The sequence below is a fragment of the Oceanobacillus oncorhynchi genome, from assembly GCF_000821065.1.
GTDB lineage: Bacteria > Bacillota > Bacilli > Bacillales > Amphibacillaceae > Oceanobacillus > Oceanobacillus oncorhynchi.
This window is the reverse complement of record NZ_CDGG01000001.1, coordinates 4587626-4608004: the sequence shown is the minus strand read 5'-3', so window position 1 is coordinate 4608004 and position 20379 is coordinate 4587626. Positions and strand designations below refer to the sequence as shown.

Genomic DNA, 20379 nt, shown 5'->3' with positions numbered 1-20379 from the left:
ATATTTTATTGTCTGGTGGCGAGAGCGAAGAGGTCACACCTGTTCCCATGCCGAACACAGAAGTTAAGTTCTTCAGCGCCAATGGTAGTTGGGGGCTTCCCCCTGCGAGAGTAGGACGTTGCCAGGCAGCATATTGAAAAAGAGTTAAGCATCATGCTTAGCTCTTTTTTTGTTTAGAAATATATGAAAGAATGTTACTGAACGAAAAATCGCTAGGATAAACATCGACCAAGCATTCTATTTATAAGCTAGCATTAATACAAGTTTTTAGTACTTCTATTTAGCTGTTATTATAATCATACATAAAAAATAGAATTTTATTGGTGTACTGTCTTTGAAATATACGTGCTGTATGGTGAACCTCTTCAAATGTGTATGTATTATTTGAAGACATTCATAAAAATCCACGATAAGAAACATATACAATGAAGGACTTTCTTTATATTGAATATATCTCATAAATCCATTCTATACCGATTATCCGGGAGAGGAAAATGAGTGTATTTTTTTGTGGCATAGGAAATTATAGAATTATTGCTTTGTGGATAACTATTTATAGAAAAAAGCCGCGTCCAGCTCCGGGCGCCAAACTTTAGAGACTTCGCGTTGTACCCTGCGATAAAGAAGACTCAGCGATTAGCGAAACGACAGACAGAGCTAAAGTCGCGCTTATGCTTCGAGGGTAAAAAAGAAATTCGCTTTTTTTCTGCGAGATCTTTGCCCTGGGCCCGGGACTGCGATTACTCGTCTCATCGAAAACCGTCGTAGCGGACATCTTCTTGGCAAGCACACCGAAGTTTTAAAGAACAAGCTGTATTCTTGTTTTTTTAACTTCGTTCCTCTTCGATATTTGAATTTTAAATTACATACTAAAAAGACGAGAAGTATCCAGGTTTAATGGTACTTCTCGTCTTTTTCCTTATTTAGATATATTCCATCGGTTATTAATGGAATCTGTTATACTTGTAATCGCTCCGTCTCCGGTAACATTACATGCTGTACCTAAGCTGTCTTGAGCAAGATATAGTGCAATCATTAAGGATACCATTGTCGGCCCGAAGCCTAACATGGATTCAAGCAGGCCGATAGAAGCCATAACAGCTCCGCCAGGTACCCCAGGCGCTGCAATCATCGTCACTCCCAATACAAGTAAGAAAGGAAAAACAGATCCAAATGTGATGGAGTCTCCCTGTAAAAATAAAACTGCAGTTGCACAGCTTAACAGGGTAATAGTGCTTCCTGATAAATGAATATTAGCAAGTAAAGGAATCGTGAAATCAGCAATATTGCTTTTTACCTTTAATTTTTTGGACTGTGCTAATGTAACAGGTATTGTAGCAGCGGAGGATTGAGTTCCAAGCGCTGTGAAATAAGCCGGCAGCATGGTTTTTAACATCCGGAAAGGATTCTGTTTACTCAATGCTCCAGCAACTGAATACTGAAAGATTAAATATAAAACATGTAACAGAATAATCATCACAAAGACAACTGCGAATACTTGTAAAATAGAAGCGACCTGTCCTGCATGTGTCATGTTGGCAAAGATTCCAAAAATATGAATTGGCAGTAATGGAATAATTGCTTTGCTGATAACTAATTCGACAATAGAGCGAAAATCAGTAAATACTTTTAATAACGTATCATTTTTTAATGCTGCCATTCCAATTCCTAAAATAAACGAAAGAATAAGTGCGGTAATTACTTCAAAAGGCGGATGAATCTCAAAATCCAAAAAACCTTCCAGCAGTGCGCCGCTTGGGTCATTAAACATTGTTAATGACTGTCCGCTTAAAATAGATGGATACAGATTGCTTGCAGCTGTATATGCTACAATACCAGCGAAGATAGTTGATACATAAGCAATTAAAGCTGTAATCGATAATAATTTTCCGGCTCCTTTTCCCATATAACCAATTCCGGGTGCGATAAACCCTAAAATAATTAGCGGGATGATAAAGCTGAGGAATCCGCCAAAAATATCATTAAATGTGGCGAACAATCGAATAAGCCAATCATTTGCAATTATTCCGACAATAATACCGAGAGCAATTGCAATAATAATACGAAATAATAAACCAAAGCGTTGCATAAGAAACTCTCCAATCTGGTTTGTAAATAATATGTAACGGACATAGTATAACTCAAAATTAAGACGATAGCCAGACTTTATTAAGTAAAACGAATGGAAAAAGAAAGGAAGTCAGCTATTTATTCATATGTTTCAAATGGTTTAGAAATGCAGCCCAAGATTATTATTTTTTGTAGAATATAGAAAAGAGAAGCATCCCGGAGGATACTTCCCAGTCTGAGATATTAACTCATTCCAAATGGTCCTAATGTTTCCGTCTCCTTGTTTCCTGAACCTGATTTTTGTTTAGAGCTGAAAAAAGGAGCTGCTTGCTGCAAAGCCTGACCTACATTTTGTTGTTGATTGGTCATAGAATAAAAAGTGGCTGCACCAATACCGACAGAGGCAACCAATGGAAGCCAAATTGAGTTTTTTTCCATACTAATCCTTCCTTTCAACATATGTGAAAAAGACAGTTAGTAAAAGCTGGCCAGTTGATAGATGGCCAGCTCAGACAGACTTATTATTTCCAGAGGAAAATAAATTATGAAAGACATTAATTAACAGCATCTATAGTTGTATCTAAGGCTGCATTCATGCCGGCTATTCTTCCGGTAACGAGTGCAGAAGTAATATTATACCCGCCTGTATAGCCATGTATATCTAAAATTTCTCCGCAAAAATATAGGCCATGCATGATTTTTGATTTCATGGTGTTTGGTACAATTTCTTTAATTGAAATACCTCCGCCAGTAACAAAAGCTTTTTCCATTGGAAGACTGCCGTGTACTTGGAAGGAGAAATTTTTAATTTCTTTTGTAAATTGAAGCATGGTGTTTTTCGAGATATTGGCACATTTTTGTTCAGAGCCGATGTCATGCGTTTCCATTAAATAGTCAAGAAGACGTTCAGGAATCAGTCCTTTGACTGCATTTTTAAACGCTTTTTTTGGATTATCTTCAAGGGTATGCATGATTTGTTTAAATAAATCATCTTCGGTTATTTCGGCTAAAATATCGAGATGCATTTCTACAGCATCTCTGCCCCGCATCAGCTCTTTAACGACAAACTGGGAACAGCGCAAAACGGCAGGACCGGAAATACCAAAATGAGTGAAAATCATATCCATCTGATGGGTGATAATTGGTTTTCCCCGTTTATTTAATACGCTTAAACGAATATCTCTTAGAGATAAGCCTTGAAGTTTTTTTTGCTTAATAAAGGCTTCTTTCGAGGTGAGCGCTACTTCTGTCGGGTAAAGTGTCGTTACCGTATGACCGGCAATTTTAGCCCATGGATAAGCATCACCTGTCGAGCCAGTGTGAGGTACCGCTTTTCCGCCGGCTGCCAGAACGATGGCGGCAGCTTCTATAGAAGGTTCTTCATCGAAGTGTACCTTGTGCAGATTCTCCCCATATTCTATTGCAGCTGCTTTTGTATTCATTTTTACGGTGACACCTTGTTCTTTTAATTGATTAATAAGTGCATTAACCACATCCATTGCTTTGTTGGATTCTGGAAACATTCTGCCATGATCTTCCTCCTTTAAAGCAATCCCGAGACCTTCAAAATAATCGATAATATCATAATTATTAAACACTGAAAAAGCACTATATAAAAATTTACCATTGCCAGGAATATGTTTTATTACTTCCTCCTGCGGTAAACGGTTTGTTACATTACAGCGGCCTCCGCCGGAGATGGCTAATTTCTTGCCCAGCTTTTTTCCTTTTTCAATCAGCAGTGTTTTGGCGCCGTGCTCTGCAGCAGATATAGCTGCCATTAATCCAGATGGTCCTCCGCCGATGACGACAACATCATAATCCAAGGTTTCTCATTCCTTTCTTTTCCTTCCGTATCGTAGCACTTTCTATAAAAATGTACAATCCTGATAAAAAATTTCTTCTATATATCATAAGGGAAATGAGGGCTGCTTAGGATGTAATAGAATGAAATGAAATTTATTTGTCGTTTTTTAGCAGATTAAATCAAGCAATGTAGACAAAAAGTATGCTAAAATTAATAGGAAGTGCTAAAATAAAGCAATCTATTTTATTAATCTAATTGTAGGTGAAAAAGTTACAATGTCAAATATGCTACGAGGAACGATGCTTTTATCAGGTGCGTCGTTCCTGTCCAAGTTTTTAGGAATGATTTTTGTTATCCCGTTTTTTGCAATCGTTGGTACGACAGGTAATGCGCTGTTTGTATATGCGTACACACCTTACAGTATTTTTATTAGTTTATCCACAGTCGGCATACCGGCGGCAGTATCAAAATTTGTATCCAAATATAACGCTTTAGGTGATTATCAAATTGGGATGCGGATGTTCCGTGCCGGCAGTGCATTAATGCTAGTCACTGGCGTTGTTGCATTCCTTGTGATGTTTTTATCAGCTGATTGGATAGGAGCACAACAAATTAAAGGAGAAGGCGGACCAATAACCCCGGATGATATCGCCTTTGTTATCCGTATGGTCAGCTTTGCACTGATTGTTATTCCGGCAATGAGTATTGTCCGGGGATTTTTTCAGGGGAATCAGTCCATGGGGCCGACGGCTATCTCCCAAACCATAGAACAAATTGTGCGCATTATAGCTATTCTGCTCGGCTCTTATATTATTGTAAATTACTTTAACGGGTCGATTACTTTAGCAGTAGGTTTTGCTGCATTTGCAGCTTTAATCGGCGCCCTGGCAGCTTGTTTGGTTCTTTTCTGGTATTGGAGAAAAAGAAAACCGTTTATTGATAAGAAAATTGCAAACCAGAAGACGACACATGATTTTCGCACGGTCGATTTATTTAAGGAATTATTTCGATATGCCGGTCCATTTGTATTAGTTGGTCTAGCTATCCCGCTATATCAGCTTGTTGATCAGTTTACATTTCAGCCTGCCATGGTTGCCAGCGGCAGAGGAGCAACATATGATACAGAATTGGCTGTTATCAATAACTTGGGACATAAAATAGTTATTATACCGATGACTATCGCTACAGGGTTATCTATGGCGATGCTGCCATCGTTAACGAATGCTTTTACACAAAACGATCAAACTACTTATACAAAACTAATTAACCAGGCTTTACAGGTTATCATGGTATTTGTCATTCCGGCAGCTGCAGGAATTGCAATTCTTTCCGATGAAATTTTTGGTTCGTTATTTACGCTGGAAGATATTGAGATTACAGGGAAATTGATGGCCTTATATGCTCCAGTGGCATTGCTCTTTGGCCTGATTACAGTAACAGCTGGGATGCTGCAGGGTCTTGATCAGCAAAATTATGCGGTTATCAGTTTATTGGCCGGTCTTTTGGTAAAAGTATTATTCAACAGTCAGTTTATTCATATGTTCGGCGGACAAGGAGCCATTTTAGGTACGGCAATTGCAGCAGGTATTGCTGTTTTGCTTAATTTAATCCGAATAAAAAGAAGTGCTGATTTTTCTTATAAACAAACAGTAAAGCGAACGATTTTAATTTTGATTTTTACAGGAATGATGTGCTTCGTTATTGCAGTGTTAAAATTTGGTTTCAGCTTCTTTCTGCCATATCAGGAGGAACGCTGGGCAACGACGATGATGCTTTTCATCGGTATATCTGCAGGCGGACTATTCTATCTATTTTTAGCGTATAAATCAACATTGTTAGAACATATCTTTCAAGGGAATATACCAGGCTTAAATCGATTGAAACGCAAAAAATAAGGAGTTCTCCTATGCGATTAGATAAATTATTGGCAAATATGGCTGTTGGAAGCAGGAAAGAAGTAAAACAGCTGTTAAAAGCGAAAAAAGTCACTTTAAATAATCATGTGGTCAAAGACGGTTCGATAAAAGTAAATCCAGATATAGACAATATCCATGTAGATGGAGAGCCTGTCATTTATCAGGAATTTATTTATTTGATGCTTCACAAGCCTCCCGGAGTTGTATCGGCAACGGTCGATGCAAAGGATAAGACGGTCATTGACTTGTTATCCGAACAGGAAAGACATTTCCAGCCTTTCCCAGTGGGGAGGCTGGATAAAGATACAGAAGGTTTATTATTAATTACAAATGATGGAGATTTAGGCCACCACCTGACTTCTCCGAATAAAAATATACCGAAAATGTATCGTGCCAAGGTGAAGGGGGATCTGCCTCGGGATGTAATCCAACAATTTGCTGATGGAGTTACGCTGGAAGATGGTTACTTTACTAAACCAGCTAAACTGGAAATATTATCTGTAGATGAAGAATCGGGGATTTCTGAAGTACAAATAGAAATTACGGAAGGAAAATTTCATCAGATTAAACGGATGTTTGAAGCGGTTCAGGGGAAGGTTATCTATTTAAAGCGACATCGAATGGGAGAATTAACCCTAGATGACCAATTGGCGCGGGGAGCTTACCGCCCGCTGACCGAGGAGGAAGTAGCTTATTGCTACAGTTTAAAGAAATAAGGAGTTATGACCATGTCTCATTATTTTATAGGTATCCAGGTAAAGCCATTGTTGGCAGAGCAGCTGACAGAATGGCAGAAGCATTTCATGCAGCATCTTCCTTATAAGCAATGGACGGATAAGGAAGATTTTCATATTACGCTTGCTTTTTTAGGAGAAGTAGATGAAAAGTCGATAGAAACTCTCCGGAATGAGCTTTATTCTATCACAGCTTACACAGCATTTAATTTAAACAGAACAGGCTTAGGTACTTTTGGAAATAAACATCAGCCAAGGGTTTTATGGCTGGGGGTGGAAAATAATCCAATGTTGAACCGCATACAGCAGCAAGTAGTACAGATTTGTGAAATTATCGGCTATAAAAATGAGAAGAGAGCGTATACTCCGCATATTACTATCGCTAAGAAATGGGCAGATCAAAAGAAAACCGTAACAGAAGACAGCTGGAATAAAATAATATCCAATATGCCTTCCTTAGCTGAAGCATTTAACGTGGATGCGGTGGAGCTATACAAGATACATCCTTCTTCCACTCCGAAATATGAAATCATTCAGCGTTTTCCATTGCGTCATGAGTCATTTAGCTGAATCTCATTTACAAATAAGTGTGTGAAGGGACAGTTTGCAGACCTTTCAATGGCAACTAGAAGCGTAGCAGGTTTTCTGATGAGAAAAAGGAGAGAATAGGATGGCACAGTTAATTAAGCTACAGGATTATATTTCCAGATATGAGTGGGATACCTATCGTTACCCCACTCAATATATCAGACAAAAGAAAGAACAGTGGGAACAGTTCCATTCGGAATGGCTTGATCCATCTCTGAAGGAGGAGACCAAACAAGAGGCACAGCCGGAAGCAGAAGAGGTAAAAGAAAAAAACTCACTGCTGCAAAAATGGAAAGAACGATTTATCAAATCACCGGTTGTTGTAGAGGATTTGACTCCAGACGAAGAAATCGTAAAACGGAATAAACCGTTATTAAAGCTCCCTGATACGGAAGAAGAATTAAAGCAGGTTTTTCTGGATCGCATATTGGAAATTCAGATGAAATGGGCATCATCCACTGTTTCGCAGGTTTCTGTCGTTGATTCGAATTATTATAATGATCCATTATTACGATTTTTGCTGCAGCGGTTTCCAGATACATATCTTGTGATGTACCGTCCTATATTTGAAGTGAAGCAAGCGGCAGTGGAGACAGATATTATACTTATCACACCAATTGGAGTAGAAATACTATCATTTGTTGAACTGGATACAGACGAAGTAATTATGGCTGGAGACGAACGTACCTGGACCATTACTGCTAAAAATAATGAAGAGCCGGGGCGGCTGGTCAATCCATTAATTTCGTTAAAACGGTCGGAAAAATGGATTGAACGTTTTCTGAAGGAAGAGAATATCGATATTCCGATTAAAAAAACAGTGATATCCAGAATTAATCGTATTTTATATGCCACCGCACCTTACCAGACAGAAATTATCGATAAGCTCTCCTTCCCGGAATGGTTTAAAGAGAAGCGATCTATTCATTTACCGCTGAAAAAGAGGCAGCTCAGTGTGGCTGAATCCTTGTTAAGAAACAGCTTATCGCATTCTTTTCTGAGACCGGAATGGGAAGCAGAGTAAGCTGACGATGTATTTATTGATTGTGAATCCCCATGCTGGGAATGGGAAAGCAAAGCAGGCCTTTGAGCGTATTCAAAAGATGGAAAGTTTTCACAGCATCGAGCAAAAAACTTTATTTACTGACGCACCTGGGGAGGGCAAAGTGATTGCTGCAAATTATTCCGGGGATAGAAGGATAAAGCATGTTATCGTTATCGGCGGAGACGGAACCATGCATGAAGTAATGAATGGCTGGGTGAACCAAGAAGTGCCGGTTTCTTTTATTCCGACCGGTTCTGGAAATGATTTTGCCAGAGGGACCGGTCAAAATCGGAATGCAGAGAAGCAATGGCAGAAAATCATTTCAAGTCCGGATAGGTACTGCTATTGGAATGGCAGGGTTCAACTGGACAACAGTGAGAACAAAAAATTTATCAATAGTATCGGTGTCGGGATAGATGCAATAACGACAGAAGCAGCAAATAAATCTCGATTAAAGGGCTGGCTCAATCGTCTGGGTTTGGGGAAGCTGATTTACCTGATTGCATTAATCCGGGTAATCTGGAGCTTTCAACCGATGAATATTCGTTTGAAATACGATGGAAAGGTAAGGACATTGCAAAATGTCTGGCTCATTTCTGCAGCAAATCATCCCTATTGCGGCGGAGGGTTAAAGGTAGTACCACATGCAGTCCTGCATCAGGAATATCTGTCCATACTGATTGTTCATCAGATATCCAGAAAGAAAATTCTATTATTATTCCTGCTGATTATTTTTGGCCTGCATCGTTTTTTAAAGGAAGTAGAATTATTTCGGACGAAGGAGCTGGTGATAGAGGCTGATTCACCAGTCCGCTATCAGGCAGATGGAGAAACTGGAAGGCTCCGTACTTGTCTGATTACAAAGGATCAACGGGCAGTACATATTATATAAATAGAAACTTCATTCAGTAGGAGATTTACAGACGATTCTCCATGATAAATAGTAGAAAAAGCAGATTGATTGAAATTTTATTATATTTTAATATTATTGATAATGCATGTAGATATTGTAATTTTGATCATTTCTAGATACAATAAAGACTTAACACATGAAAAAGAATCATATTATTTATCGGAAATAGAGAAGGATTGCTTGTCTATCTGATTTATAACCAGATAAAAAGCAAGAATGGTCTATTGATGAATAAAGATTTTTCGGATGTTTCTTGAACACGCACTTGAATGCTAATTTTGAAAGATGGGAAGACATTATGATTAACTGGCTCGAACATGCTTTAGGTACAGGATGGCTTGTCAGACCGGCTGGAGGTTTGACCGGCGAGGCATTTATAGCTGAAAAAAATGGAAAGCGATTGTTTTTGAAACGGAACACATCGCCTTTCTTAGCTGTACTCTCTGCAGAAGGAATTGTACCAAAGCTTATTTGGACAAAGCGAATAGAAAATGGTGATGTTATTACCGCTCAAGAATGGCTGGAAGGGCGTTCTTTGAATGAAGAAGAAATGAAGCAGCAATCTGTGGCTGATTTATTGTATAAAATACATCATTCCTCGGAATTAATGCATATGCTGTTAAAAATGGGGAAAAAACCGGTAACCTCAGATGAAAGCTTCACCCAGCTTTGTTTACAATTAGAAAATAATGGCTTAATGCATGAGCGGGAAGAGGTACTGGAAGCAATTGGTTTGCTGGAAATGATGCTTCCTTATACAAGGAACCAAAGGCTCGCTGTATGTCATTGTGACATGAACCATAATAATTTAATCTTAACAAAAGAAAACATCATTTATTTAATTGATTGGGATAATGGAACCATTGCTGATCCTGCAACGGATATTGGTATGCTCTTAAAATGGTATATTCCAAAGGAAGATTGGAAAGAGTGGCTTATCAATTACGGAATAGAGCCGGACAGACAATGGTTTATTCGTATGTACTGGTATCTCCTGCAGGACAACCTCCAATTCTTATGCTGGCACTTTGACCGTAATGAGAAAGGGAAAGTCCAGCAAAGATTGAAGGAATTACAGGAAATCAACCAATCGATTAAAGATTTTATTGTTTCTTAGCATATCGGGATACCAATCAGAGGTTTTGCTGGACCGTATTGATCCAATGCTGAAACTGATCTTGATGATCACCAATATGTTTTGTCAGATCGGATGCAGCAGCCCCATCTTTACCATATTGGTAAATGCGCGTCAGGACGTCCTGGATATCCTGATCAGATAATTCTTGTTGAGCTAATAGGGAAGCAGTGAGCCTTTCTAACTGAGCATGTTCATTCGGAGACACAGAGGAATCAGATTGATGCTCGTCTAAAATATCACACAGTAATTGCAATTTGTTTTGCAGAGATAGTTGCATCTAAATTCACCTCGTTCCTGAGCATAGTTTAAACGGATAATGCATTATTATTCACATCATCAAAAGCTATAAAAGTGAGGAAAGCGTATATGAGACAAAGATATAAACCATGGGCAGATGATTATTTAAAGGAAAAAAATTATATTGTATTAGAGAAACCGAGCTTACATAAAGGGGAATGGAAAAAAGTTTTTGGCAACAATAATCCGATTCATGTAGAAATTGGTTCGGGTAAGGGGCAATTCATTACAGGAATGGCAAAGCAGCACCCGGATATAAACTTTATCGGCATCGAGGTAGCGAAAAGTATTATTGTTTCTACAGTTCAAAAAGTGGATGAAGAAACGTTAGATAATGTTCGCCTATTGAATGAAGATGCGAATGATTTGCTTGCTATATTTGAAGAAAATGAAATCGGGCAAATTTATTTAAATTTCTCCGATCCTTGGCCAAAAAATCGTCATGAGAAGCGTCGCTTGACCTTTAGAAGCTTCTTGGAGCAATACCAGCATATTTTGCCGGATTCAGGTCAAATCGTTCTCAAAACCGATAATCGCGGATTATTCGAGTATTCATTAGTCAGCTTTTCCGACTATGGAATGAAGCTGAAAGAAGTGAATTTAGATTTGCATGCTATTGAGGATGAAGCGAATGTGAAGACAGAGTATGAAGAAAAATTCGCTTCCATGGGACATGTCATCTATCGCTGTACAGCACAATTTTCATCTTAATAAAGAAAGCTTGATGATTCGCAAGTCTTCCAGTGCGAGACGCGTTTAAGTTCCAGAGGATGAAAATAAATGATTGACAGTACTTCTGTTTATTTGTCATAATATATACGATATGAATGGATTTGATGAACCTTTAATTCAGTCCCGCGAGGCTGGTAAGGAAAACGGATGAAGCAAAATAAATATGTCCTTTAAAGAGACGTTTCCAAAGCTTAATAAAAATGATGTTTAAGATTCTATGGTCTTTTTTATCATCCTTTTGGAACACATATTTAATGGATAATGTTCCTTTGTGTATTCTGACACCTTACCCCGGACTGGTAAGGTGTTTTTAGCTAGAGAGCAATTGGATATAGAATACATACAGAAGGGACAGGTATTGATGAAATCAAGAGAAATACAAGTACATGAACGGCTGCCATTATTACAGAGCTTGCCTTTAAGTTTGCAGCATTTATTTGCAATGTTTGGTTCCACAGTTTTAGTACCGCTTTTATTTAACGTAGATCCAGCAACTATTTTAATGATGAATGGGTTTGGCACACTGCTGTATATTTTTATAACGAAAGGGAAAATTCCTGCTTATTTAGGATCGAGCTTTGCTTTTATCGCACCAGTTACGTTAGTTCTGACAGATGGAGGAGGCTATGGTGCCGCCTTGGGTGGTTTCTTCGTAGTAGGCCTTGTTTTGACTCTGATCGGGGTGATTGTGAAATATGCGGGTACAAGCTGGATTGATGTTATTTTTCCGCCGGCAGCGATGGGAGCTATTGTAGCCGTTATTGGGTTGGAGCTTGTGCCTACAGCAGCAGATATGGCTGGATTGTTGCCGGGGGCGGATGTTCCAAGAGATATGACTGCGATAACGGTATCTTTGCTGACGCTGGGGGCAACGATTGTTTATTGGGTGACTTTAAGAGGATTTCTGAAAATTATTCCGATTCTTCTCGGTATAGTAACTGGTTATCTGATTGCGGCGATGTTTGGAATTGTTGACTTTACAACCGTACGGGAGGCTGCCTGGATTCAAATGCCGACCTATTATCAGATTAAGTTCAACTGGTCTGACATCCTTATTATTTTACCGGCTGCGCTTGTTCTTGTGCCTGAACACATTGGACATTTAGTAGTTACAGGCAATATTGTGAAGAAGGATATGGTAAAGGATCCGGGCTTAGACCGTTCTTTATTTGGTAATGGTATTTCTACGATGCTTTCCAGCTTTTTCGGATCGACACCAAATACAACATATGGTGAAAATATTGGAGTTCTTGCGATAACAAGAGTATATTCTACATGGATTATCGGCGGAGCTGCGGTGTTAGCAATTATCCTTTCCTTCTGCGGAAAGCTTGCTGCTTTAATTTCATCTATTCCAACACCGGTTATGGGCGGTATTTCTTTACTGCTTTTCGGGATTATCGCGGTAAGCGGTTTGCGTATGCTTGTAGAGCAGCAGATTGATTATAATAATTCGCAAAATCTTATCCTGACCTGTGTAGTATTGGCAATTGGTGTCAGCGGAGCCAGCATTGAACTTGGTGCAGTAGAATTGACAGGAATGGGGCTGGCGACCATTGTTGCCATTTTAATCAGCTTATTCTTTAAACTGCTGGATGCTTTAAACTTATCGAATGAGGATAAGTAAATAAATATATGAATGAGGCATAGAAAGAAAACTGCACTCGAATGAAATTGGAGAGAATTTCATATAGAGCGGCAGTTTTCTTTTTCAAATAACAATTTTTGCAATAAGAAAGCATAAACAATGAAAAATAGAAAGCGATAACAACTCCTATACAGTCGTTGTTTGATATAAAAAGTAGAATAGAAACGCACCATACCAGCCTGGAAGCTGGTTAAATTTTTTATTGACGAACCATCTGTTTGGTGATAATATTTCGATTATCACTAAAATAGTTTCGTTATTGATAGAAGATTCGAAGCAGTTCCATACGCTTGTGGACTGCATTTTACACTATAGACTATGAATTTTCTTCAAAAGAATCATAAAAGTATGAAATCATTTAAAACTCTTTTAATAGTCTGAAAAATATGTGAATATATACACATCTATAGGCGTAATTCACAGAATCTTTCATATAACGGAACCATTTAAACAGTTAGCCGATTGTCTTTGGGCATAGAAATGTTCATAATCTCTTAGAGGACAGACAGCAGGAAAAACATAATTTAATTAATTGGAGGATGAATGAACATGGCACAAATGCTTGCATTAGTTCTTATTGTATTGATTTTATATATTGGAGACGTGGTTGCTGCCAAAACCAAGGCTTGGGTACCGTCGATTTTTGTCTGTGCCGTTCTGTTTTTAGCGGGTTATTGGACCTTTTTCCCGCAGGATATAGTTGAAATAGCAGGTATACCTCCTGTAGTTGCTACAGTGCTGATGTACATGCTGATTGTAAATATGGGGACACTATTATCCTTAAAGGAGCTGAAGCAGCAATGGCGTACGATTTTAATCGCTCTCGGCGGTGTTTTAGGTGTTGTTGCCTTTCTGCTTAGCTTTGGCACCTTACTTTTCGGATTTCAGGCTATGGTTGTCGCCGTTCCACCGTTAGTGGGAGGGCTGGTATCCTCACTGATTATGTCAGAAGGTGCTGCAGAAGCAGGTCTGGTAAGCTTATCTGTATTTGCAATCGTTATTTATGTGATGCAAGGCTTTGCAGGTTATCCTTTAACATCTGTGATGTTGAAAAAAGAAGGAAAGCAATTATTGAATAAAATACGCAGCGGTGAATTAAAAGAAGCTGATACATCGAATAAAACAGCAGCTGAAGAGTACGAAGGTGCAAAGTTATTTAGGAATCTCCCGGAACAATATAATACCAGTTATTTTATATTTTTTAGATTAGCTGTTACCGGGTTCCTTGCTTATCAGATATCTGCATGGCTGGAGCCAGTCGTATCTGTCAGTCCGATGGTCCTTTGTCTGTTATTCGGTGTTATCGGCAGAAGTGCCGGCTTCTTGGAAAAGCAGGCGCTGCAGAAGGCAAACGGGTTTGGTTTTGCGATGTTGGGGCTGATGCTTTATATTCTTGACGGATTAAGAAATGCTACCCCGGATATGATGCTTGACATTATCTACTTATTAGTCGGAAGTATTCTTTTAGCTGTAATCGGAATGTATATCTTCTCCTTTATTGTTGGCAGGCTGTTTAAGGTCAGCAAAGCAATGGCATATGCAATATCCTTAACTGCCTTTTACGGGTTTCCAGCGGATTATGTAATTACCAATGAGGTGATCACCTCATTGACGAAGGATACAAAGGAAAGAGAAATATTGACGAGCCATATGCTCCCTCCGATGCTGGTTGGCGGATTTGTGACCGTAACGATTGTTTCTGTTATACTAGCAGGAGTATTTGTCAGTTTCTTGTAGATTGAAGGAGGAATCATTACGTGAAAGCAAACCAGGAACGCATTGAAAAACATATTAAAGCATTAAGCAGATATACAGCGACGCCGAATGAAGGAACCACCCGCTTGACTTACAGTGAAGAAGATTTACAAGCCCGTATCTATATTAAAGAGCAGATGGAAGCATATGGGTTAGAAGTAAGAGAAGACGGTCTCGGCAACATTTTTGGCAAGCTGGAAGGTGAAAAGAAGGATGCGCCAAGTGTAATCGTAGGATCTCACTTTGACAGTGTTCCTCATGGCGGAGATTATGACGGTCCGGCTGGTGTGATTGCCGGTCTAGAAATCGCTGCATTATTCCAGGATAATCAAGTTAAGCCGGTATATCCATTAGAAATTATTGCGATGATTGAAGAAGAAGGATCAAGGTTTGGCGGCGGTTTAATGGGCTCCAGAGGAATTGCCGGATATCTTTCAAAGGATGATGTTCAAGAGACCAAAGATAAGGACGGTATCTCTGTCCCCGAGGCAATGAAAAAGATTGGTTTGGATCCTTCATTAGAGGTGAAACGAGATCCAGAAACAATCAAAGCATTTTTAGAAATGCATATTGAACAGGGGCCTATTCTAGAAGAAGAGCAGATTTCCGTGGGAGTGGTGGAATCTATTGTCGGATTAACACAATTAGAGGTAACGATTGACGGGAAAGCAGGACATGCTGGTACAACACCGATGGATCGGCGCTCTGATGCGTTAGTAGCGGCTGCCAATATCATTTCCAAGCTTCCGCAGATTGCAATGGAAGAAGGAGAAGGAGCGGTGACAACGGTAGGAAGACATCAGGTATTTCCAAACGGAGCAAATGTAATTCCGGATAAAGTTGTTTTCTCTGTGGATATCCGTTCCAGCAAAGAAGCACATGTAAAAAATGTCGTGCAGAAAGTAAAAAATCTGGTTCGCTCTTGGGAAGCCAATGGTATTCAGACTGCAGTAGAGCAGTCCTTATACATGCAGCCTAAGGAACTGAACAAGAAAATTCGTTCTATACTTGAAGCATCATGTGCGCAGTTAGGTACCTCTTTTATCAACATGCACAGCGGAGCGGGACATGATGCGATGGTCCTTTCCGATATAACGGATGTCGGATTGATTTTTGTGCCGAGTAAAGACGGTCTCAGTCACTGCCCGGAGGAATGGACCGCAATCCATGAGCTTGCTGCAGGCATCGAAGTATTATACGAAACTGCATTAAAATTAACGGAAAAATCCTAGTGTCGATTTGGCACTGGGATTTTTTTAATAGGTTATATCATATATGTTATGATAATAAAAAGAAGAAACGATGGAGTAAACATGGTCAAAAAAAAGCCTGCTGAAAAATTCAAGCCGGCTTTTGCAGATGTATTGATTAATTTATGTAATGATGGTAAAATATAAAAGTTAAAGATATACTGAATAATATATATCCATATATTATAATTATACATTATAATAATAAGTATGTCAACAGTTGTTTTCGGAAATAAAGGGGGAAGTTGATGGATAAGCAAAGGGATAGCCACGAATTTGAATATCAGCGACTAGAGAAGGTATTAGATATTATTGATAAGAAACAACATGCTTTGAAGGAACAATCCTCCAAGGTGAAGGAAGATGTCGTTGAATTACGTAAAACATTCTGGGATGATATTACCGTTAATATGGATGAAATGGATGACATTATTGAGACACAGGAAAGTATTAAGCAGCAATCCAATATCCTCGCACAGAAAGAGCGGCATTACGGGAAAAATTATCAGCGGATGAACCAATTAGAACGCCTGAAAAACCAGCCTTACTTTGGGAGAGTTGATTTTCAGGAAGAAGGCAGTGAAGAAATCGAGAAAATTTATATTGGTACTTCTTCGTTAATGGATGAAGAAGAGAAGGATTTTCTTATTTATGACTGGCGGGCTCCGATTTCCAGTATTTATTATGACTATGCTCCAGGCCCGGTAGAGTACCGGACGGAGGAAGAAACAGTGAATGGCGACATGAGCTTAAAACGACAATATATGATCCGGAATGGAAAAATGAAAGGAATCTTTGACACCTCCGTAACTATTATAGATGAGATGCTCCAGGAAAGCTTGAGCGGGGCGGCTGATACACAAATGAAATCGGTTGTTTCTACGATTCAGCAAGAGCAAAATGCCGTTATCCGTCATCGCGGCAGTAAGGTGCTTGTTGTACAAGGTGCAGCGGGAAGCGGAAAAACATCTGCAGCATTACAGCGCATTGCCTATTTGCTTTATCATCATCGGACTAATTTGACAGCGGACCAGGTGCTGCTTTTATCTCCAAATGATTTATTCTCAAGCTATGTAGCAAATGTGCTCCCTGAATTGGGCGAGGAGCCGGTCAACCAGCAAACCTTTCATCAATTCGTTCTCAAAGGAACAGATAAAGCATTACATGTAGACACCCCCTTTGAACAGATTGAAAAGCTGATGGGGTTAGAAGAAGAAAAACAGAAATCATTAAGGGATGCAATTCAGTATTTTTCCAGTACGGCTTTTATGGACACAATTAATCAGCATTTAGAGAAATTAAATCAAACAAATCTTGTTTTCCGCTCTATCCGTTTTCGAAATGAATTACTCATTGATAAGACGGAGATTGAAGATTATTTTGCATCCTTGGAGAAGGATATGCGTCTTCCAAATAAAATGGAGCAGTTAAGAAATTGGCTGCTGCAGCGCATTCGTGCATTTCAAAAGGAAGAAATCGAAAAAGATTGGGTTTTGGATCAAATCCAGCTGTTAACCAAAGATGACTATATGAAAGCTTATCATGAAGCAGAGAATGAACATGAAGAAAGCAGTATCCAGGATGAAGAAAAGGTTTTGAGAGAGAAAATTATTCGTAAAACATTTGCTCCATTGCAAAATATGATCCGTCAGAACCGTTTTATTAATACATTTAAAATGTATATGGACTTTATCGCAGAATTGAATGGAACCAGTGCGCTTCAACAATATAAAGCAGAAGCAATTAGGCAGCTCCGGAAAAAACAGCTTCCATGGGAATTGGCAACTGCTTATAACTACTTTAAAGGGGAAATGATTGGCCACCAGGTTAACCGGCCTGTGCATCTGATTGTAATGGATGAGGCACAGGATTATACGCCTTTTCAATTTGCTTATTTAAGGCATCTTTATCCGTATGCCAGTTTTACACTGCTTGGGGATGTAAATCAGGCAATTTATTCCTATGCATCGGAGGAAAATCCGATTCAGAAGAATATTTCGTTTAAGGAAAGTACGGAGCGGATCGTATTAACGAAAAGCTATCGCTCAACGAAGCCGATTGCAGATTTCACATCATACTTTTCACCGAGCAGTGAACCGGTTGAACCCTTTGAACGCAGTGGTTCACTTCCAGAGGTCATTCATTTGACAAAATCCATTTCTGAAAAGGATGCATTGCTTCATAAAATAGAAGAGAAGCAGCAAAATGGATATGAAACGATTGCCATTATTGCAAAGACGGCAGGCGCCTGTGATAAAATATATCAACAGCTGCGTAAAGAAATAGATATCAAACAGATTAATGAGCATACCAAAACCTATCAAAAAGGGATTGTGGTTGTTCCTGTCTATTTAGCAAAGGGGATTGAATTTGATGCGGTGATTCTTGCAGATGCTTCCAGTGAAGTGTATTCACACCCTACAGATAAATATTTGCTTTATACCGCGTGCACCCGTGCTATGCATGATTTGACCTTATTGTACTCTGATAAAATATCTCCTTTTTTAAGTGAGGTTCCTAAAGAGAAATACAGGTATGCGACGATTGTGGAAAGGTGAGAAAGAGTGTGAAGAAGGATTTCCGTACCTTGCGATAAAGGTTTGGAAATCCTTTTTTATTGCAGTGTAACTGACTGTGCGATTTTCAATATCGAGACACAAGGAAAATCCGAAGTTGCAGTTTTTTTTCTCTGGAGATTGGCAAATAATAAAAACGGAGACAGAATGATATCCAATCTTGTCTCCATTTTTTCTTATTGATAATTATTTGTCTCAAAAAGGTCAATCAGCTCAATATCTGGATTTTTATCTTTAAACCAGTTTAATGCAAATTCATTTCGGAACAGCACGAGCGGCTGATCATGACGGTCACGTACCAGCAGATTTCCAGAATCAAACAAGGAAGCATCTGCCTGCTCAGGATTTAGCCATCTTGGAATCCGTTCACCAATTGGCTCCATGATTACTTCGGCGTTGTACTCATTTTCCATGCGGTAGGTGAAGACCTGATATTGCAATTCTCCGACGGCGCCTAAAATAAAGGAATCTGTTAATTTGTCCCGGAACAGCTGAATAGCGCCTTCCTGAACAAGCTGTTCAATTCCTTTACGAAACTGCTTCGATTTCAATGCATTTTTCGCCATGACTTTTTTAAAGATTTCCGGCGGGAATTGCGGCAGTTCATCAAATTCATATTTTTCTTTGCCGGTCAGCAGTGTATCTCCAATTTGGTAGGCATTGGGATCATAAATACCGATAATATCGCCGGCATATGCTTCCTCGATGGTTTCTCTGGAAGACGCCACCATTTGTTGGGATTGAGCAAGTTTTAATTCTTTCCCGGTCCGTGCTAACGCAACACTCATCCCGCGTGTGAATTTTCCGGAACAAACACGTAGAAAAGCAATTCGATCACGATGGGCAGGATTCATATTGGCTTGGATTTTAAAAATAAATCCAGAGAAGTCTTCTTCTTCCGGTTTTACGGCACCTTTGGTCGACTTACGCGGTGTCGGACTCGGTGCTAAGCGGATAAAGGAATCAAAAAATGTTTGCACGCCGAATGGGGAAAGTGCGCTTCCGAAGAAAACAGGTGTAAGTTCGCCGTTTAAAATGGCTTCTTCAGAATAAGTATTTCCAGCTTCCTCAACAAGCTCCAGTTCATTGACTGCATCTTGGTAGGTTCCATTTTCAGTTAACTCTGGGTGATTTTCTAATTCTTTATAAGGGATATAGCTTTCCTCTGCTCCTGGATGATGCTGTACAAATTGTTCATTTTCCCGGTCAAAAATTCCGAGGAAGCCTTTTCCCATGCCAGCCGGCCAGTTCATTGGATACGTATCGATTTCTAATACCTCTTCTAATTCCTCCAATAAAGCTAATGGCTCTTTTCCTTCCCGGTCTAATTTATTCATAAAAGTAAAGATAGGAATTCCGCGCATCCGGCAAACCTTGAACAGTTTGATGGTCTGTGCTTCAATTCCTTTCGTAGAATCAATAATCATCACAACACTGTCAACAGCGGTTAAAGTCCGGTACGTATCCTCACTGAAATCTTCGTGTCCCGGGGTATCTAAAATATTGATATGAAAACCCTCATATTCAAAGTTCATGACACTGGATGTAACCGAAATACCACGTTGTTTCTCAATTTCCATCCAGTCGGATGTAGCGAATTTGCCGGATTTTTTCCCTTTGACTGTTCCTGCTGAACGGATAAGGTTGCCATATAACAGTAATTTTTCTGTCATTGTTGTCTTCCCGGCATCGGGATGCGAGATAATCGCAAATGTTTTTCTTTTCTGTACTTCTTCTTGAATTGACATAGTGAAATCCTTTCTATCATAGACTGATCCATCTTTTACAGCTTTATACGTGTTTGGTTATAGATCAGAAGCTAATGTTTAAAAATCATCATTTGTTTATTAGATGTTTGCCTATTGTTGCTTTATAATATGCAATAGATATATCATACTACAATTTAACCT

General features: G+C 39.2%; 16 protein-coding genes and 1 rRNA gene. 12 read left to right on the top strand and 5 right to left on the bottom strand.

Going from position 1 to position 20379, the window contains the following annotated elements:
• Positions 1-11: 11 nt before the first annotated feature.
• Positions 12-127, top strand: a 5S ribosomal RNA gene (rrf, locus tag BN997_RS22035).
• Between the two features lie 792 nt (positions 128-919).
• Here the strand turns inward: rrf and BN997_RS22030 are convergent.
• The 3 genes from BN997_RS22030 to BN997_RS22020 all read right to left on the bottom strand — a co-directional run bounded on the left by BN997_RS22030 (position 920) and on the right by BN997_RS22020 (position 3896).
• Entirely contained in the window at positions 920-2089 is a 1170-nt protein-coding gene (locus tag BN997_RS22030) for a dicarboxylate/amino acid:cation symporter (protein ID WP_042535595.1), read from the bottom strand.
• Between the two features lie 224 nt (positions 2090-2313).
• Positions 2314-2508: a hypothetical protein gene (locus BN997_RS22025; protein WP_042535593.1), complete on the bottom strand. Its 195-nt coding sequence runs from the start codon at positions 2506-2508 to the stop codon at positions 2314-2316.
• A gap of 116 nt (positions 2509-2624) precedes the next feature.
• Positions 2625-3896: a BaiN/RdsA family NAD(P)/FAD-dependent oxidoreductase gene (locus tag BN997_RS22020; protein ID WP_042535592.1), complete on the bottom strand. Its 1272-nt coding sequence runs from the start codon at positions 3894-3896 to the stop codon at positions 2625-2627.
• A 256-nt stretch (positions 3897-4152) separates the two neighbouring features.
• Here BN997_RS22020 and BN997_RS22015 point away from each other — a divergent pair, with 256 nt between their 5' ends.
• The 6 genes from BN997_RS22015 to BN997_RS21990 all read left to right on the top strand — a co-directional run bounded on the left by BN997_RS22015 (position 4153) and on the right by BN997_RS21990 (position 10190).
• Positions 4153-5772 (top strand): putative polysaccharide biosynthesis protein, encoded by a 1620-nt coding sequence (locus BN997_RS22015; RefSeq protein ID WP_042535591.1) that lies wholly within the window; start codon positions 4153-4155, stop codon positions 5770-5772.
• 11 nt (positions 5773-5783) lie between these two features.
• Positions 5784-6509, top strand: coding sequence for a pseudouridine synthase (locus BN997_RS22010; protein ID WP_042535590.1), 726 nt, complete (start codon positions 5784-5786; stop codon positions 6507-6509).
• Between the two features lie 12 nt (positions 6510-6521).
• A complete protein-coding gene (gene thpR / locus BN997_RS22005; protein WP_175297075.1) occupies positions 6522-7097 on the top strand; it encodes an RNA 2',3'-cyclic phosphodiesterase in 576 nt (191 codons plus the stop codon).
• Between the two features lie 100 nt (positions 7098-7197).
• The gene (locus tag BN997_RS22000) at positions 7198-8139 is read left to right on the top strand and encodes a nuclease-related domain-containing protein (protein ID WP_042535588.1); all 942 of its coding nucleotides are present in this window, start codon (positions 7198-7200) and stop codon (positions 8137-8139) included.
• A 7-nt stretch (positions 8140-8146) separates the two neighbouring features.
• Complete coding sequence (locus BN997_RS21995) at positions 8147-9052, top strand: diacylglycerol/lipid kinase family protein (RefSeq protein WP_042535586.1); 906 nt, start codon at positions 8147-8149, stop codon at positions 9050-9052.
• A gap of 319 nt (positions 9053-9371) precedes the next feature.
• Positions 9372-10190: a phosphotransferase family protein gene (locus BN997_RS21990; RefSeq protein WP_042535584.1), complete on the top strand. Its 819-nt coding sequence runs from the start codon at positions 9372-9374 to the stop codon at positions 10188-10190.
• 16 nt (positions 10191-10206) lie between these two features.
• Here BN997_RS21990 and BN997_RS21985 read toward each other — a convergent pair whose 3' ends face one another.
• Complete coding sequence (locus BN997_RS21985; protein ID WP_042535581.1) at positions 10207-10488, bottom strand: YtzH-like family protein; 282 nt, start codon at positions 10486-10488, stop codon at positions 10207-10209.
• Positions 10489-10577: 89 nt separating this feature from the next.
• Between BN997_RS21985 and trmB the strand changes: the two genes are divergently transcribed.
• From trmB to helD, 5 genes are all read left to right on the top strand, one after another.
• Positions 10578-11219, top strand: coding sequence for a tRNA (guanosine(46)-N7)-methyltransferase TrmB (gene trmB, locus BN997_RS21980; protein WP_042535580.1), 642 nt, complete (start codon positions 10578-10580; stop codon positions 11217-11219).
• Positions 11220-11601: 382 nt separating this feature from the next.
• Positions 11602-12867, top strand: coding sequence for a uracil permease (gene uraA / locus BN997_RS21975; protein ID WP_042535578.1), 1266 nt, complete (start codon positions 11602-11604; stop codon positions 12865-12867).
• A gap of 570 nt (positions 12868-13437) precedes the next feature.
• Positions 13438-14625, top strand: coding sequence for a hypothetical protein (locus tag BN997_RS21970; protein WP_042535576.1), 1188 nt, complete (start codon positions 13438-13440; stop codon positions 14623-14625).
• A 20-nt stretch (positions 14626-14645) separates the two neighbouring features.
• Complete coding sequence (locus BN997_RS21965; protein WP_042535574.1) at positions 14646-15875, top strand: Zn-dependent hydrolase; 1230 nt, start codon at positions 14646-14648, stop codon at positions 15873-15875.
• Positions 15876-16141: 266 nt separating this feature from the next.
• The gene (helD, locus tag BN997_RS21960; RefSeq protein WP_042535572.1) at positions 16142-18451 is read left to right on the top strand and encodes an RNA polymerase recycling motor HelD; all 2310 of its coding nucleotides are present in this window, start codon (positions 16142-16144) and stop codon (positions 18449-18451) included.
• Positions 18452-18645: 194 nt separating this feature from the next.
• Here helD and BN997_RS21955 read toward each other — a convergent pair whose 3' ends face one another.
• Positions 18646-20217 (bottom strand): peptide chain release factor 3, encoded by a 1572-nt coding sequence (locus tag BN997_RS21955; protein ID WP_042535570.1) that lies wholly within the window; start codon positions 20215-20217, stop codon positions 18646-18648.
• Positions 20218-20379: the final 162 nt, after the last annotated feature.

Excerpts from the sequence above, each read along its gene's own strand:
- BN997_RS22030 (WP_042535595.1), bottom strand. The coding sequence starts at position 2,089 with ATGCAACGCTTTGGTTTATTATTTCGTATTATTATTGCAATTGCTCTC.
- BN997_RS22025 (WP_042535593.1), bottom strand. The coding sequence starts at position 2,508 with ATGGAAAAAAACTCAATTTGGCTTCCATTGGTTGCCTCTGTCGGTATT.
- BN997_RS22015 (WP_042535591.1), top strand. The coding sequence starts at position 4,153 with ATGTCAAATATGCTACGAGGAACGATGCTTTTATCAGGTGCGTCGTTC.
- BN997_RS22010 (WP_042535590.1), top strand. The coding sequence starts at position 5,784 with ATGCGATTAGATAAATTATTGGCAAATATGGCTGTTGGAAGCAGGAAA.
- thpR (WP_175297075.1), top strand. The coding sequence starts at position 6,522 with ATGTCTCATTATTTTATAGGTATCCAGGTAAAGCCATTGTTGGCAGAG.
- BN997_RS22000 (WP_042535588.1), top strand. The coding sequence starts at position 7,198 with ATGGCACAGTTAATTAAGCTACAGGATTATATTTCCAGATATGAGTGG.
- BN997_RS21995 (WP_042535586.1), top strand. The coding sequence starts at position 8,147 with ATGTATTTATTGATTGTGAATCCCCATGCTGGGAATGGGAAAGCAAAG.
- BN997_RS21990 (WP_042535584.1), top strand. The coding sequence starts at position 9,372 with ATGATTAACTGGCTCGAACATGCTTTAGGTACAGGATGGCTTGTCAGA.
- BN997_RS21985 (WP_042535581.1), bottom strand. The coding sequence starts at position 10,488 with ATGCAACTATCTCTGCAAAACAAATTGCAATTACTGTGTGATATTTTA.
- trmB (WP_042535580.1), top strand. The coding sequence starts at position 10,578 with ATGAGACAAAGATATAAACCATGGGCAGATGATTATTTAAAGGAAAAA.
- uraA (WP_042535578.1), top strand. The coding sequence starts at position 11,602 with ATGAAATCAAGAGAAATACAAGTACATGAACGGCTGCCATTATTACAG.
- BN997_RS21970 (WP_042535576.1), top strand. The coding sequence starts at position 13,438 with ATGGCACAAATGCTTGCATTAGTTCTTATTGTATTGATTTTATATATT.
- helD (WP_042535572.1), top strand. The coding sequence starts at position 16,142 with ATGGATAAGCAAAGGGATAGCCACGAATTTGAATATCAGCGACTAGAG.
- BN997_RS21955 (WP_042535570.1), bottom strand. The coding sequence starts at position 20,217 with ATGTCAATTCAAGAAGAAGTACAGAAAAGAAAAACATTTGCGATTATC.